This is a genomic window from Pseudomonas sp. Marseille-P9899 (genome assembly GCF_903166565.1).
GTDB classification, from domain to species: Bacteria; Pseudomonadota; Gammaproteobacteria; order Pseudomonadales; family Pseudomonadaceae; genus Aquipseudomonas; species Aquipseudomonas huaxiensis.
The window spans coordinates 1,428,001-1,442,130 of record NZ_CAESCG010000002.1 but is presented as its reverse complement, the minus strand read 5'-3'; the positions used below and the strand labels follow the sequence as shown (position 1 = coordinate 1,442,130).

Genomic DNA, 14,130 nt, shown 5'->3' with positions numbered 1-14,130 from the left:
GCAGATTCGTACCTGCACCGATCAAACCGCTCTGGTTGAGCAGGTTGCCGGCGATGGTGGCCGTCAGCGCTGCGTTACTGGTCAGTTTGCCGAAGCTGTTGTCGAAGCTGGCGGCCTGCAGTTCCACGAACTGAACACTGGCGAGGGTGCCGTTACGGTTGTCGAGGGCACCGCTACTGATCTTCAGCAGGTTGTCGCCCTGCACCCGGCCCTGCGTGTTATCCAGCGAGCCCACGGCCAGCCTGATCTCACGGCTCAATATTTCGCCGCCATGGTTGCTCAGCGCTGCATCGACACTCAATGCCAGGGCGTCATTGGCAGTCAACTTGCCGTTCAGGTTAACCAGGCTACCCACTGCGGCATCCAGTCTTGGTGCCGAGACCAAACCCTGGGTGTTGCCGAGCATTCGGGCCAGGCGCAATGTCAGCGCTTGCTCGCTCAAAAGCTTGCCGTGAGTGTTTTCCAGGCTGCTGGCTTGCAGGATGAAGCCTGTGCTGCTGGAGATTTCTCCACGGCTGTTATCGACGGTATTGAGGTTGCTCAGCAGCAGTTGGCCTGGGCTGTTGATCACGCCGCTTTGGTTATTCAGATAGCCGTGATTAAGGTCAAGGCTCAGGCTGCTTGCGCTGTCCAGACGACCCTCTTCGCGCTGGTCCAGACCAGTCACGCTGACACTGACACTCTTGCCGCTGATGCGCCCGCCCGTGCGGTTGTCGAGCAAGGCGGACTTCAGTTGCAGGCTGCCTTCAGCACGCAATTGACCACGCTGGTTGTTCAGGTTGCCGCTGCTCAGCAACAGGTTCGAACCCGCACCGATCAAGCCGCTCTGGTTGAGCAGGTTACCGGCGATGGTGGCCGTCAGTGCTGCGTTGCTGGTCAGTTTGCCGAGGCTGTTGTCGAGGCTGCTGGCTTGCAATTCCACGGACTGAACGCTGGCAAGGATGCCATTACGGTTGTCCAGCACTCCGCCGCCGATCTTCAGCAGGTTGTCGCCTTGAACCCGACCTTGGGCGTTATCCAGCGAACCCACGGTGAGTCGGACTTCATTGGCCAGGATCTCACCCGCGGTGTTGCTCAGTACCCCATCAACCCCCAGGGTCAGGGTGTCCCGTGCTATCCACGTGCCGTTGCTGTTATCGACGCTGCCGGCCTGAACCAGCAGCGACGAGCCACTGACTCGACCGGCAGCATTGTTGATCGCGCCGGCGACACTCAGGACCAGGGCCTGTTCGCTCAAGACCTTGCCGCTGAGGTTGTCCAGGCTGTTGGCTTGCAGCGTGAAGCCCGTTGCGCTGGAGATTTCTCCGCTGCGGTTGTCGACGGTGTTGAGATTGCTGAACGACAGTTGGCCTGGGCTGTTGATCACGCCACTTTGGTTTTTCAGATGACCATGATTAAGGTCAAGGCTCAGGCTGCTTGCGCTATCCAGGCGACCATCGTCGCGCTGGTCCAGGCCGGTCACGCTGGCACTCACGCTCTTGCCGCTGATGCGGCCGCCGGTACGGTTGTCGAGCAAAGCGGACTGCAGTTGCAGGCTGCCTTCAGCGCGCAACTGACCACGCTGGTTGTTCAGGTCGCCACTGCTCAGCAGCAGATTCGTACCTGCACCGATCAAACCGCTCTGGTTGAGCAGGTTGCCGGCGATGGTGGCCGTCAGCGCTGCGTTACTGGTCAGTTTGCCGAAGCTGTTATCGAGGCTGCTGGCCTGCAGTTCCACGGACTGAACGCTGGCAAGGGTACCGCTGCGGTTGTCGAGGGCACCGCTGGCAATCTTCAGCAGGTTGTCGCCTTGAATCCGACCTTGGGCGTTATCCAGCGAACCCACGGTGAGTCGCACTTGATTGCCCAGGACCTCACCATCGGTGTTGCTCAGTACCCCGCTAACGCCCAGGGTCAGGCCATCCCGCGCTATCCACTTGCCACTGTGGTTATCGACACTGCCGGCCTGAACCAGCAGCGACGAGCCACTGACCCGACCCGCAGCATTGTTCATTGCTCCGACGACACTCAGGACCAACGCTTGTTCGCTCAACACCTTGCCGCTACGGTTGTCCAGGCTGTTGGCCTGCAGCGTAAAGCCCGTCGCGCTGGAGATTTCTGCGCTGCGGTTATCGACGGTGTTGAGGTTACTGAACGACAGTTGGCCCGGGGCGTTGATCACACCACCCGAGTTATTCAGATGGCCGTGATTCAGGTCCAGACTCAGCCACGCCAGGCTGGAAAGGCGCCCACTGCTGTTATTCAGCTCGGCGACATTCACTTGCAAACCCGTAGCGGAAATCAGTCCCGAGCCATTATTCAGCGCCTCGGCAATGCGCAGGGTCAGCCCCTGATCGCTGAACAACTTGCCCGCCGCGTTATCAACGGTCCGCGCGATCACGGCAAAGCTGCGTGCGCTGGAGACTTCCCCTTGACGGTTATCCACGCTGTTGAGGTTGTTGAGCGTCAATGACCCTGCAGCACTGATCAAACCACTGCGGTTATCCAGATGACCTTGATTGAGGTCGAGGGTCAGGTCGCTATTGCTGTAGAGACGCCCGCCGTCATGCTGATCGAGCCGGGAAACAGTCGCGCTCAGGCTGCCGGCACTGGCAATCTGGCCAGCGCTGCTGTTATCAAGTGCGCCGACCGTCAGGTCCAGCGTACGACTGCTGGCAAGCTTTCCGTCCTGCTGGTTATTCAGCGTGCCAGCCTTGATCCTGGCGTCCCCGGTGGATTCGATGCGCCCTTGCTGATTGCCAAGGACACCACTGACCTCAACCCCAAGTGCACCTTGGCTGGTCAACGAACCCTTCTGACTGTTGTCCAGCGCGCTTGCCTTGAGCTGAGCGCTCTCCCGCGCTGCAAGCGTTCCACCTTGGTTGGCGATGGCGCCTGTCACATTCAGGCTCAACGTCTGCCCGGCGGTAACAAGACCTGCGACGTTATCAAGGGTCGCCACCTGCAAAGTGATCTCACCGAGGCTGGACAGCTCTCCTTTCTGGTTGATCAACTGCCCGACCGCAGCCGTCAATCGCCCGTTGCTGGTCAGCAGGCCACCCTGGCTGTTGAACAGTTGATCCGCGTTTACCCCAAGCCCTCCCCCACTGAGCACTCGGCCGTTGTTCTGGTTATCAAGGCGATTGGCACTGACCTGCGCCTGACGCTGCGCGCTCAAGGTGCCACTCTGGTTGTCCAATCGCTCGGTGGTGATGGTCAAATCACGACTGGCGATGAGGGTCTTGCCAGTGTTGTCGATGGCCTGCGCTGTAATCCGCAGATCGCCCTGCCCATTACGACTGTTGTCCGCATTGACCCCGGCCTCGATCACCCCCTGGTTGACCACCCGCCCCGTGCTATCGATGGCAACACTGTCCCGCGCCGCCAGACTCTGCCGGTTACTCAAATCCCCCTGACTACTGACCGCCAGATCCTTACCGGCATACACCGCCCCCTGCGCATCAACCCCCTGCGCCTTGACCGTCGCCGAACCGCCCGCCGACACCTGGCCCAGGTTCAACTTGCCATTGGCATCGATCTGGATATCGCCGCCAGCAACCATATTGCCCGCCAGCTTCACCCCGACCCCGGCTTCGGTACCGACCAAACGGATGGTGTTGACGTACATGCCGCCCAGCGCCGAGGAGTCGATCGCCAGGGCCGGTGCCTGGCTGCCATCGGCAGCGCGTGCGGTGGCGGCAAGGGTGCGGGCATCGACGTCGTTGCGGCCGGCGACGATGTCGAGTTTGTTGGCCTGGATCTGGGCGTTGATCTGGGTGGCGCGGGTGATGATTTCGAACTGGTCGACGTTGCTGGCATTGAGGCCGGCGCCGTTGATGGAGACGTTGCCCTGGTCGACCTGGTAGCGGTTGATCTGACCGTTTTCGATCACCGCCTTGCCGGTGCTGAGGGTGACTTTCGGGGTGTTGGTGAGGCCGCGGCCGTCGCAACTGGGGCGGGGGGGGTGGGCGACGATGAGGGGGGGGGACTTGCCCGCCACTTCGGTGTAGCCGCGCAACTGGCTGGCGCTGCCGCCGTTGACTTCGTTGAGGATGATGTCGGCGGCACGACCGCTGAAGTTGGGGTTGCCGACGATGATCCCGCCCAGTTGGGTGCTCTGGGTGCGGGCGGTGGCGTTGTTGAGGATCAGGCCCTGGGCATCGACGTTGTAGTCCTTGAACTGGTTATGCGAGAGGCCATTGGCATTGGGTGTGGCGATGTTGATGATCGGCACGCCATTGCCCGCCTGCGCCAGGCCGGTGCCCGCCGCGCTGACCGCAATACCTTCGGCCTGGGCCCACAGCGGCTGCCAGAACATGACGTTGGCCAGCAGAAACGCCAGGGCGCGTTTCGGCAGGCCGCAGAAAGTCTCGCGCGGGTGCAGGGTCGCCGAGGGCTGGCGAAGGAGAAAAGCGAATTGACGGACATCCATGTCGTGGTCTCGATTCAGCTAAAGCTGGAGTTACAGCAGCAACTCCACGCGGAAATAAATGGGCGCTTCGCGCTCGGTAATGACGTCGGGGCGTTCCAGCGAATGGGCGAAGGTCACGCTGGCGCTCAGGTGCTGGCCGCGGGCAAACAGTTCCAGCGCGTTGCTGGAGACACGCCCGTGCTGGTCGCCGTTGTAGCGGTCGCCGCGGATCACGCCCTGGTCGTAGCCGACGCTGGCGCCGTACTCGGCCAGCACCGGGCGCAACCATTCCAGCGCCACCGGGCGGGTCCAGCGCAGGTCGTTGCGCCAATAGGCGCCGCTGTCGCCGGTCAGGGACTGGTCCTTGTAGCCGCGCACCGAAGACAGCCCGCCCAGGCTCAGGCGCTGCGGGCTGAACAGCGGGTCTTCGCTGCGCTGGCCGGTGGCGAGGCTGCTGAAACTGAAGGTCTCTTCGCCGATCTGGAACGGCTGCAGGTAGCTGATGGTCAGGCTGTATTTGCGGTAGCGGGCGTCGGGGTCGCCGGGGCTGGCGGTGCGGTCGGCCTGGGCATCGAAGGCGCCGATGCCCTGCTGCACGCCCAGGTCCAGGTTGACGAACGCGCCGCCGATCCTGCGCCCGTGGTTGATGCCGAACTGAGCCTCGCTCAGGCGGTTGCTGCTGTTTTCCAGGCGGCTGTCTTCGATGTAGTTGTTCGAGCGCAGGTAGGCCAGGCCGGTACTCAGCGAGGTTTTCGACAGGCTGTCGCGGTGGATCACCCGCTCGGCGCGCAGTTGGTGGTTCTGGGTGTCGCCGGTCTGCTTGAAGGTGAAGGTGTTGGCCTCGGCCTGTGAGCGGTAGGCACTCTGGCTGTAGGAATAGCTGAAGTTCCACCATCCCCAGGGCAGGTTGTAGAAAAGCATTTCGCTGTGCGAGGTGCGCTGGTGATCGCTGACCGCGTCACGACCGCCGCGCAGCATCAACTGGTCGGCCAGGCCCAATGGGCTGTCCCATTCCAGGCCGTAACCCCATTGCTGTTCGCCCGTGGAAAGCTGGCCGTCGTTGTTACGCGACAGGTTGGCGCGCCAGGGCTTTTTCAGGGTGTTGCCGACCTCCACGGTGCTGCCGCCCACCGTCGTGCCGGGCACCAGCTCCATCTTGGCCTGGTTGGACGGCAGGCGGTTGAGCTGGGCGACCATCTGCTCGATATCGCGCAGGTTGAGCAAGTCACCGACCCCGACGGGGAAGGCCATCGCCAGCTCCCGGGACGACAGGCCGCTGTCGGCGCCGCTCTTGATGCCTTCCAGGCGCCCTTCCACCACCTGCACTTCCAGGTGCCGGCTGCTCAGGTCCTGCTGCGGCAGGTAGGCGCGGCTGGTGACCAGGCCCATGGCGAGGTAGTGATCGGTGATGGCCTTGAGCAGTTCGTTGAGTTGCTGCACGCCGAGGCACTGGCCGATATAAGGCTGGGCCAGGCGCTCACGATCGGCCAGGGAAAGGCGGTCAGCACCTTTTATTTCGATGCTGTCGATGGGGAAGCAGCGGGTGTCGGGCGCAGATTCGGGGGCAACGGGCGGGGCTTGGTTGCCGGGCAGTTCGCGCAGTTCTTCAAGACGCCGTTGCTGCTCCTGCAACAGACGGTCCTGGCGATCACGAATCAGGTCCTGCTCGCCCGGGGTGGCCGCAAATACGGGCGCGAAGGCGTTCAATCCCGATGCAACGAGAAAGAGAAGCACTCTCAGCAGAAAGTGGTGGGTGAACAGCATCGGCTTCCTTCCGATATCACTACGCCATCATTGGCGGCGCGATATTAAAGAGTGGGAAATCTGGCGTCAATATCGCCAAAACACCGCAGCCAATACCCCACACATTGACTCAACCATTTACCTGACCCAAGCTTGACCCCTTTTCCGTAAGCCATTTACCCGGATTCTGCATGTCCAGACCGCGTGTCTATCTGTTGGCCGGCCTTGTCGTGCTGTTGCTCGTCGTCTTGGCCACGTTCTTTTTGCGCAACAACACCCCCGCTCCGTCTCCGGCGCTGCAGCAGTCCTACGCCAAGGCGCTGGCCCAGGCTCATAACGGGCTGCCGGGCGCGGCACGGGTGCTGTATCAGCAGTTGGGCCGCGATGATCTGTCGGCGATTCGCCGCGCCAGCCTGTATGCCGAGCTGCCCAATTACCCGTCGCCGCTGGCACTGAAGCTGGCGAGCAAAGACCTGCAACACGACGACCCGCTGGTCCGCCGTGCCGCCATCGAGAGCATCGCCGCGCTGGTGCCGGCGCCGCAGCGCAGCCTGGTGCTGGGGCCGATGCTGGATGACGAGGAAGAAAGCGTGCGCTTTGCCGCGGTGGACGCGCTGCTGGGGCTGACGCCGGATGAGGTGGGCCTGTATTTCGGGCCGTTGCAGGAGATGCTTGAGCAGTACCAGCAGGCGCTGTTGCTGCGCACCGAGTATGCGCAGGATCAGGTGCATCTGGCGCGGCTGTATATCCACGAGCGCGATTTCCCGGCGGCCAACGCGGCGCTGGACCGCGCGCTGGCGCTGGAACCGGACAACCTCGATGCCCTCGCCGCCAAGGTGCGCCTGCTGGACAGCCAGGGCCAGGGCGACGCCTCCCGCGAGGTGCTGGCGTCGGCGCTGCAACGCCACCCGGAATCGGCGTTCCTGCAACACGAGCTGGGCCTCTGGTTGCTGCGCCACAGCCAGAACGAGTACGCCCTGCTGGCGTTCTCCCGGGCGCTGGAGCTGGAGCCGGACAACAACGATTACCGCTACACCCTGGCCACCAGCCTGCACAGCCTCGACCAGCTCGATGCGGCGCAAAAGCAGTTGGAAACGGTGCTGTCCCGCCAGCCGGCGAACCGCAAGGCGCGGGTCCTGTTGATCGAGTACTGGAAAGAGAGCGGGCAGTTGCAGAATGTGCAGGTGCTGCTGGCCCAACTGGAGCAGCAGAACCCCGACGATCCCCTGGTCCAGCAAGGCCTCTGAGCCGCTGCGAACCGTCTGGCAACACCGGTTGACCCCCGCCGTGAACGGCGTGGTCCAGAGATAGTGCGACAGTGCGGGCGGCCTGCCGCTTGCGCGCTATCAAAGGAGATCGACCGTGAACGATTCGTTAGCCAACAGCGAACGTGCGCTGATCCTGGCCCCGCCAGCGATCAGTGGCCTGGCGCTGGGCCTGCTGGACCAGGCCGGTGTCAGTGCGTTGGCCATCGAGACCCTGGAGGAACTGGGCGGCGCGCTGGACCACGGCGCCGGCGTGGCGATCATCGCCCATACCTGCCTCGACGGTTTCAATCACTCGACGCTGCAACAGTACCTGGGCAGCCAGCCCCCTTGGTCAGACCTGCCGGTGGTGTTGCTCGGCGACGGCGAGCGTCATGTCAGCAGCAGCCCCGAGCTGTGCCTGGGCCTGGGCAATCTGTTCGTGCTGCCGTTCCCCTTCCCCGACCAGGATTTTCTCGACCTCACCCACTCCTCGTTGCGGGCACGTCGCCGTCAGTACTACACCTGCCAGCAGGGCATGGAGCTGGCCAGCCTGCAACAACAGACCGAAGAGCGGGTGCGCCACCTGCGCGAGGAAGAGCAGCGCCTGCGCCAGAACCAGAAAATGGAAGCCATCGGTCAGTTGGCCGGCGGTGTCGCCCATGACTTCAACAACCTGCTGACCGGCATCGGCGGCAGCCTCGAACTGATCCGCCAACGCCTGAACCAGAATCGCCCCGAGGACATTCCCAAGCTGATAGACATTGGTTTGAGCGCGGTGCAGCGCGCGGCCAGCATCACCCACCGGCTGCTGGCGTTTTCCAGCCGGCAATCGCTGGACGACCGCCCGGTGCAGCTCGCCGCTCTCCTGGAGCGCAAACGGCTGGGCAGCCTGCTGGGGCCGGGAGTACGCCTGCAGGTGCAGATTGACGATCAGGTGTGGCCGGCCAAGGCCGATGCCCGGCAATTGCAGGAAGCCCTCGATAACCTGCTGGCCAATGCCCGCGACGCCCTGCCCGACGGCGGCGAAGTGCGCATCGAGGTGGGCAATCGCCACCTGCCCCGTCCGCTGCCCGAAGCCCATCCTCTGACGGGCTCCGACTTTGTCCGGATCAGCGTCAGCGACAATGGCTGCGGCATGCCGCAAAGCACAATGGACCGGGCCTTCGATCCCTTCTTCACGACCAAGCCGATCGGCCAGGGCACCGGCCTCGGCCTGTCGATGGTCTACGGTTTCAGCCGCCAGTCCCATGGCCACGTCACGCTGCACAGCCGCGTCGGCCATGGCACCGAGGTCGAGCTGCTGCTGCCGCGGCACCATCCGGAAAGCCCCGACCCGGTACTCGCCGAAGCCGTCCGGGCGCACGGCAGCAACGAGCGCCGGGTGCTGATCGTCGAGTCCGACAACACCGTGCGCCAACTGGTGCGCAACACCCTGGTCGAACAGGGTTACCAGTGCCAGGACGTCTCCGACGGCAATCTGGCCCTGACCCTGCTGCGCTCCGGCCGCCCCTATGACCTGCTGATCTGCAATGTCGGCCTGCCCGGCATGAGCGGGCGGCAACTGGCCGAAGTGGCGCGCAAGCTGCGCACCGGCCTGCGGGTGCTGTTCATCACCGGCTACGCCGAGCAGGCGACGGCCCATCTGGGTCGTCTCGATCCGGGCATGCAGGTGTTGAACAAGCCCTTCAGTTTCGGCCAGTTGCAAGACAAGGTGGCGCAGATGCTGGCTAGCGAGGGCACTTCATGAACCAGGCGCAACGCCCGGTGGATCTGACCGATGTGGCGCCGCTGGAGGTGCTGCGGGTGCTGACGGTGAACGTGCACAAGGGCTTCAGTCCGCTGAACCGCCGTTACGTCTTGCCGGAACTGCGCGAGGCGGTGCGCAGCCATCACGCCGATCTGGTGTTTCTCCAGGAAGTCCTCGGCAGCCACAGCCGCCACGGTGAGCGCTACCCCGGCTGGTCGCCACAGCCGCAATACGAATTTCTCGCCGACAGCCTCTGGCCGGTGTTCGCCTACGGGCGCAACGCGGTGTACCCGGAGGGCGAGCACGGCAACGCGTTGCTGTCGAAGTTTCCCATTCTCGAACACCAGAACCTTGACGTCAGCGTCGGCGGCAGCGAGCAGCGCGGCCTGCTGCATTCGGTGCTGTCGCTGCCGGCCGGCCAGCAATTGCATGCCATCTGCGTGCACCTGGGCCTGGACGAGAAGCAACGCAGCCAACAATTGACGCTGCTTTGTCGCCTGCTCGACAGCCTGCCGACGGACGCCCCGGTGGTGGTGGCCGGTGACTTCAACGACTGGCGCCAGCGCGCCGACCAGACGCTCTCGGCCAGTGGCCTGGTCGAAGTATTCAGCCAAGCATTTGGCGCGCCGGCCCGCAGCTTTCCGGCACGCTGGCCGCTGCTGCGCCTGGACCGCATCTACCTGCGCAACGCCCGGGCCCGCGCGCCGCGGGTGATGGCGCGCAAACCCTGGTCGCACTTGTCCGATCACCTGCCACTCTGTGTCGAGGTACTGCTATGAACACCGAATGGCGCGACGAAAACCATGTGCAACTGCTGATCAACGGCGAGGAATACTACCCCTCGGCGTTCGAGGCGATCCGTCAGGCCCATGAAGAAGTGCTGCTGGAAACCTTCATCATTTACGAAGACAAGGTTGGCCTCGAACTGCAACAGGTGCTGATCGAGGCCGCCCGGCGCGGTGTGCGGGTCAAGGTGCTGGTGGACGGCTACGGCACCGCCGAGCTGAGCCGCGAATATTTGCAGGCGCTGTTCGATGCCGGCGTCGAGCTGCAGGCGTTCGATCCCAGCCCGATGCGCCTGGGCGTGCGCACCAACCTGTTCCGCCGCCTGCACCGCAAGATCCTGGTGATCGACGGCACGCTGGGCTTCGTTGGCGGGATCAATTATTCGGCGGACCACCTGGGCGATTTCGGCGACATGGCCAAGCAGGACTATGCCGTGCAGGTGCGCGGCCCGATTGTCGATGACCTGCGCCAGGCCACCCTCAAGCTGCTCGACAGCCGAGCCCGGCTGGGCGGCCGCCACCGCGTCTGGTGGCGCCGCGCGCCGGTCCTGCAACCGGACAGCGAGCAGGCGCGGATGTGCCTGTGCATCCGCGACAACGACGAACACCCCACCGATATCGAGCAGCATTACCTGCGCGCCATCGTCAGCGCCCATGAGCGGATCATCATCGCCAACGCCTATTTCTTCCCGGGCTACCGTCTGCTGCGGGCGTTGCGCAACGCCGCCCGGCGCGGGGTGGACGTGACTCTGGTGTTGCAGGGCATGCCCGACATGCCGTGGGTCCGCCTGTGTTCACGGCTGCTCTACAACTACCTGCTGCGCGACGGGGTGAAGATTCACGAATATTGCGAACGCCCGCTGCACGGCAAGGTGGCGTTGGTGGATCGTCACTGGTCGACCGTGGGGTCGAGCAACCTCGACCCGTTGAGCCTGTCGCTGAACCTGGAGGCCAATCTGGTGATCCGCGACGAAGCTTTCAACCAGCGCCTGTACGAGCACCTTGATGAGCTGATGCACAAACGCTGCAAGCGGGTAACCCTGCAACGGGTGCTGCGCGGCTACTGGTGGCGGGCGCCGCTGATCTTCCTGACGTTCCACTTCACCCGCTACTTCCCCGCGCTGGTCGGCTGGCTGCCGGCGCACAAGCCGCGGCTCAAGCCGCTGTACCAGGCCGATATCGGCCAGGAGCGGCTGTCATGAAGAGTCGTCATTCGCTGTGGAAACGCGCACGACAGGTGCTGACGGTGGCGTTCTTCATCCTCATTCCGGCGCTGCTGTTCATGTTGCTGCGCAATCAGGACTGGGGCGAGGTGTGGCAGGCCCTGACCTCCTACCGCCCCGCCGTGCTGCTGACCGCCCTGGGATTCGTGGCCTGCAGCTTCACCCTGTTCGCCAGCTACGACCTGCTGGGCCGACGCTATACCGGGCACACCCTGCCGGTGCGCCGGGTGCTGCCGCTGGCGTTCGTCTGCTACGCCTTCAACCTCAACCTGAGCGCTTGGGTCGGCGGCGTGGCCCTGCGTTATCGGTTGTATTCACGGCTGGGGCTGGACACGCCGACCATTACCCGGATTCTCGGCCTGGGCCTGGTCACCAACTGGCTGGGCTATCTGCTGGTGGCCGGCAGTCTTTTCACCATGGGCTTCCCGCGTCTGCCGGCAGGGCTTGAAATCGGCAGCACCGGGCTGCGCCTGATCGGCATCGGCATGCTGCTAGCAGCGCTGGCGTACTTGCTGGCATGCCGCTTTTCCCGGCGTCGGGAATGGCAGGTGCGCGGGCAGGAAATCCGCCTGCCGTCCTGGCGTCTGGCGCTGCTGCAAGCGCTGATGGGCGCCGGCAACTGGGCGCTGATGGGCTTGGTGGTGTACACGCTGCTGCCGGACAAGGCCGGTTACCCGACCATCCTCGCCATCCTGATGGTCAGCAGCATCGCCGGGGTAATCACCCATATTCCGGCGGGGTTGGGGGTGCTGGAGAGTGTGTTCATCACCCTGCTGCAAGGGCAATACAGCCAGGGCACGCTGCTGGCGGCGCTGATCGGCTATCGGGCGGTGTATTTCCTGCTGCCGTTGCTGCTGGCGCTGGCGGTGTACCTGGTGCTGGAGCGCCTGGCCAGCCGGGCCGGTCAGGCCGAATGCGCCTCGCCTTCGACCAACAGTGGCCGGGTCGGGTGAAGCATCGCGGTGACTTTGTGCACCAGCGCGTCGAGGCCGAAGGGCTTGGTCATCAGTTCCAGGCCCGGTGCGAGCACGTCGCAGGGGTCGATCGCCTCTTCGGTGAAGCCGGTAATGAACAGAACCGGCAGGTCCGGTGAACGGCTGCGCAAGCGCTGAGCTACCTGAATACCACTGACTCCGCCCGGCAGGCCTATATCGGAAACCACCAGATCGATCGGGCCGGCGCTGTCATACAACGCCAGGCCGCTGGTGGCATCTGCGGCGTCCAGCACCTCCAGCCCCTGATCCATCAGCGCTTCCTTGATCAACATGCGCAGGTTCGGCTCGTCGTCGATCAGCAAGATACGCTCGTTGCGCAATTGCGTCGGGCTCGCCGGCAGCGCTTTCAGGGGTTGTGGCAGCGGGATCGACGGGCCGACGTAGCGCGGCAGCAACAAATCGACCCGGGTGCCGCGGCCTTCCTCGGAGGTGATCCACACACGCCCACCGGACTGGCGGACAAACCCGTAGACCATCGATAACCCCAGGCCAGTGCCCTCGCCCGCAGCCTTGGTGGTGAAGAACGGATCGAAGGCGCGCTGCACGATCTCCGCGGCCATGCCGCAACCGTCGTCCTCCACCCGCAAGCAGCAATAGTCGCCGGGCGGCACGTCGCTGCCGGGAAGAGTGCTCTCATGCCGTTCGTTGCTGGTGCTGATCTTCAGGCTGCCGTGGCGGTTCATGGCATCGCGGGCATTGGCGCAGAGGTTGATCAGGGCGTTTTCCATCTGGCTGATATCCACCAGCAACAGCCAGGGCTGCGGGTCGACCTGGAGTTGCAGATTCACGTCCGGGCCGATCACCTGAAGGATCAGCGGCTGAATGCCATTGAGCAGGTCGTTCAGGTCAGTGGGGCGCGGCGCCAGTGGCTGGCGGCGGGCAAAAGCGAGCAGGCGGTGGGTGAGTTGCGCGGCGCGCTCGGAAGCCTGGCGGGCGGCGAGCAGGTATTTGCCGAGGTCCTGGGTCTGGCCTTTGGCGATGCGCCGTTCGAGCATTTCCAGGCTGGCGCTGATGCCCGCCAGCATGTTGTTGAAGTCGTGGGCCATGCCGCCGGTCAGTTGCCCGACGGCTTCCATTTTCTGGCCATGGCGCGCAATTCCTCGGCCTGGCGCAAGGCCATTTCGCGCTCGCGTTCCTGGGTAATGTCGCGGCCCACCAGGGTCACGCTGCCGGTGGCGGGCATGACGCCAAAGTTGAACCAGCGGTAGTGCCCGTCGACATGGCGCAAGCGCCCTTCGCCGCTTTGCTGGGTGCCATCGAGCAACTGGGCGAGATTGGCGGCGTCGTCCGGGTGACCGATATCGAGCAGGGTCTGCCCGACAATCCCGTCGTCCCAGCCAAGCTGTTGCCGGCACGCCGGGTTGACGGTGCGCAGGCGCAAATCATCCTGCACCACCAGCATCAGGTCGCTGGACAGTTCCCACAGGCGCTGGTGCTCGGCGGAGCGGTCCTGCACCTGTTTTTCGAACGAACAGGCCAGATCGCGCCATTGGCGTTCCGATTCAACGTTGCTGGTGGTCTCCAGCACGGTATCGAGAAAACCGACCACATCGCCGTTCTCGTCCCGTACCGGGCTGTAGGAAAACGTGAAGTAAACCTGCTCCAGCACGCCGTTGCGGCTGGTCACCAGCGGCAGGTTCTCCTGGAACACCGCCTCGCCCTGCAGAGCCCGGAACGCCAAGGCGCCGACGCCCTCCCAGACATCGCTCCAGACTTCATGAAAACCACGCCCCAAGGGCGCAGGCTTGGTGCCGAGAATGGGCACGAAGGCATCGTTGTGGATACTGACCATGTCGCGGCCCCAGACCAGGCAGCCGGGAAACTTGGACGCCAGCAACAAATCCACGGCAATACGCAACGAGGCCGGCCAGCGATGCATTGGCCCAAGGGAGGTCTTGTTCCAGTCGAACTGACGGACCTCTTCGCTCATTCCGCCTTGCTGAAGCGGACGGGGTTCGACATGAATGATGTGCATGTTCGAGTCGCTTCCTTACAGGTAC

General features: G+C 64.0%; 9 protein-coding genes. 5 read left to right on the top strand and 4 right to left on the bottom strand.

The annotated features are described in order from the left end of the window. Positions 1-4,411, bottom strand: a 4,411-nt coding sequence (locus HWV67_RS15815; protein ID WP_175651910.1) for a two-partner secretion domain-containing protein, incomplete at its 3' end; no start/stop codon positions are given. Between the two features lie 30 nt (positions 4,412-4,441). Next, the gene (locus HWV67_RS15810) at positions 4,442-6,154 is read right to left on the bottom strand and encodes a ShlB/FhaC/HecB family hemolysin secretion/activation protein (protein WP_175651909.1); all 1,713 of its coding nucleotides are present in this window, start codon (positions 6,152-6,154) and stop codon (positions 4,442-4,444) included. 170 nt (positions 6,155-6,324) lie between these two features. Here HWV67_RS15810 and HWV67_RS15805 point away from each other — a divergent pair, with 170 nt between their 5' ends. The 5 genes from HWV67_RS15805 to HWV67_RS15785 all read left to right on the top strand — a co-directional run bounded on the left by HWV67_RS15805 (position 6,325) and on the right by HWV67_RS15785 (position 12,088). After that, positions 6,325-7,380 carry a tetratricopeptide repeat protein gene (locus HWV67_RS15805; RefSeq protein ID WP_175651908.1) on the top strand — a complete coding sequence of 352 codons (1,056 nt, stop codon included), beginning with the start codon at positions 6,325-6,327 and terminating at the stop codon, positions 7,378-7,380. Between the two features lie 115 nt (positions 7,381-7,495). Next, complete coding sequence (locus HWV67_RS15800; protein WP_175651907.1) at positions 7,496-9,127, top strand: ATP-binding protein; 1,632 nt, start codon at positions 7,496-7,498, stop codon at positions 9,125-9,127. Continuing rightward, a complete protein-coding gene (locus tag HWV67_RS15795) occupies positions 9,124-9,906 on the top strand; it encodes an endonuclease/exonuclease/phosphatase family protein (RefSeq protein ID WP_175651906.1) in 783 nt (260 codons plus the stop codon). The genes HWV67_RS15800 and HWV67_RS15795 overlap by 4 nt, the downstream gene beginning before the upstream one ends. Next, positions 9,903-11,114 carry a cardiolipin synthase ClsB gene (clsB, locus tag HWV67_RS15790; protein ID WP_175651905.1) on the top strand — a complete coding sequence of 404 codons (1,212 nt, stop codon included), beginning with the start codon at positions 9,903-9,905 and terminating at the stop codon, positions 11,112-11,114. The genes HWV67_RS15795 and clsB overlap by 4 nt, the downstream gene beginning before the upstream one ends. Further along, entirely contained in the window at positions 11,111-12,088 is a 978-nt protein-coding gene (locus HWV67_RS15785) for a lysylphosphatidylglycerol synthase domain-containing protein (RefSeq protein WP_175651904.1), read from the top strand. Before clsB ends, HWV67_RS15785 begins: the two co-directional genes overlap by 4 nt. Here HWV67_RS15785 and HWV67_RS31755 read toward each other — a convergent pair. Continuing rightward, positions 12,040-13,206 carry an ATP-binding protein gene (locus tag HWV67_RS31755; RefSeq protein WP_256680127.1) on the bottom strand — a complete coding sequence of 389 codons (1,167 nt, stop codon included), beginning with the start codon at positions 13,204-13,206 and terminating at the stop codon, positions 12,040-12,042. The two genes, HWV67_RS15785 and HWV67_RS31755, sit on opposite strands and share 49 nt — an antisense overlap. Further along, the gene (locus tag HWV67_RS31750; protein ID WP_256680126.1) at positions 13,185-14,105 is read right to left on the bottom strand and encodes a PAS domain-containing protein; all 921 of its coding nucleotides are present in this window, start codon (positions 14,103-14,105) and stop codon (positions 13,185-13,187) included. The genes HWV67_RS31755 and HWV67_RS31750 overlap by 22 nt, the downstream gene beginning before the upstream one ends. Positions 14,106-14,130 lie beyond the last annotated feature (25 nt).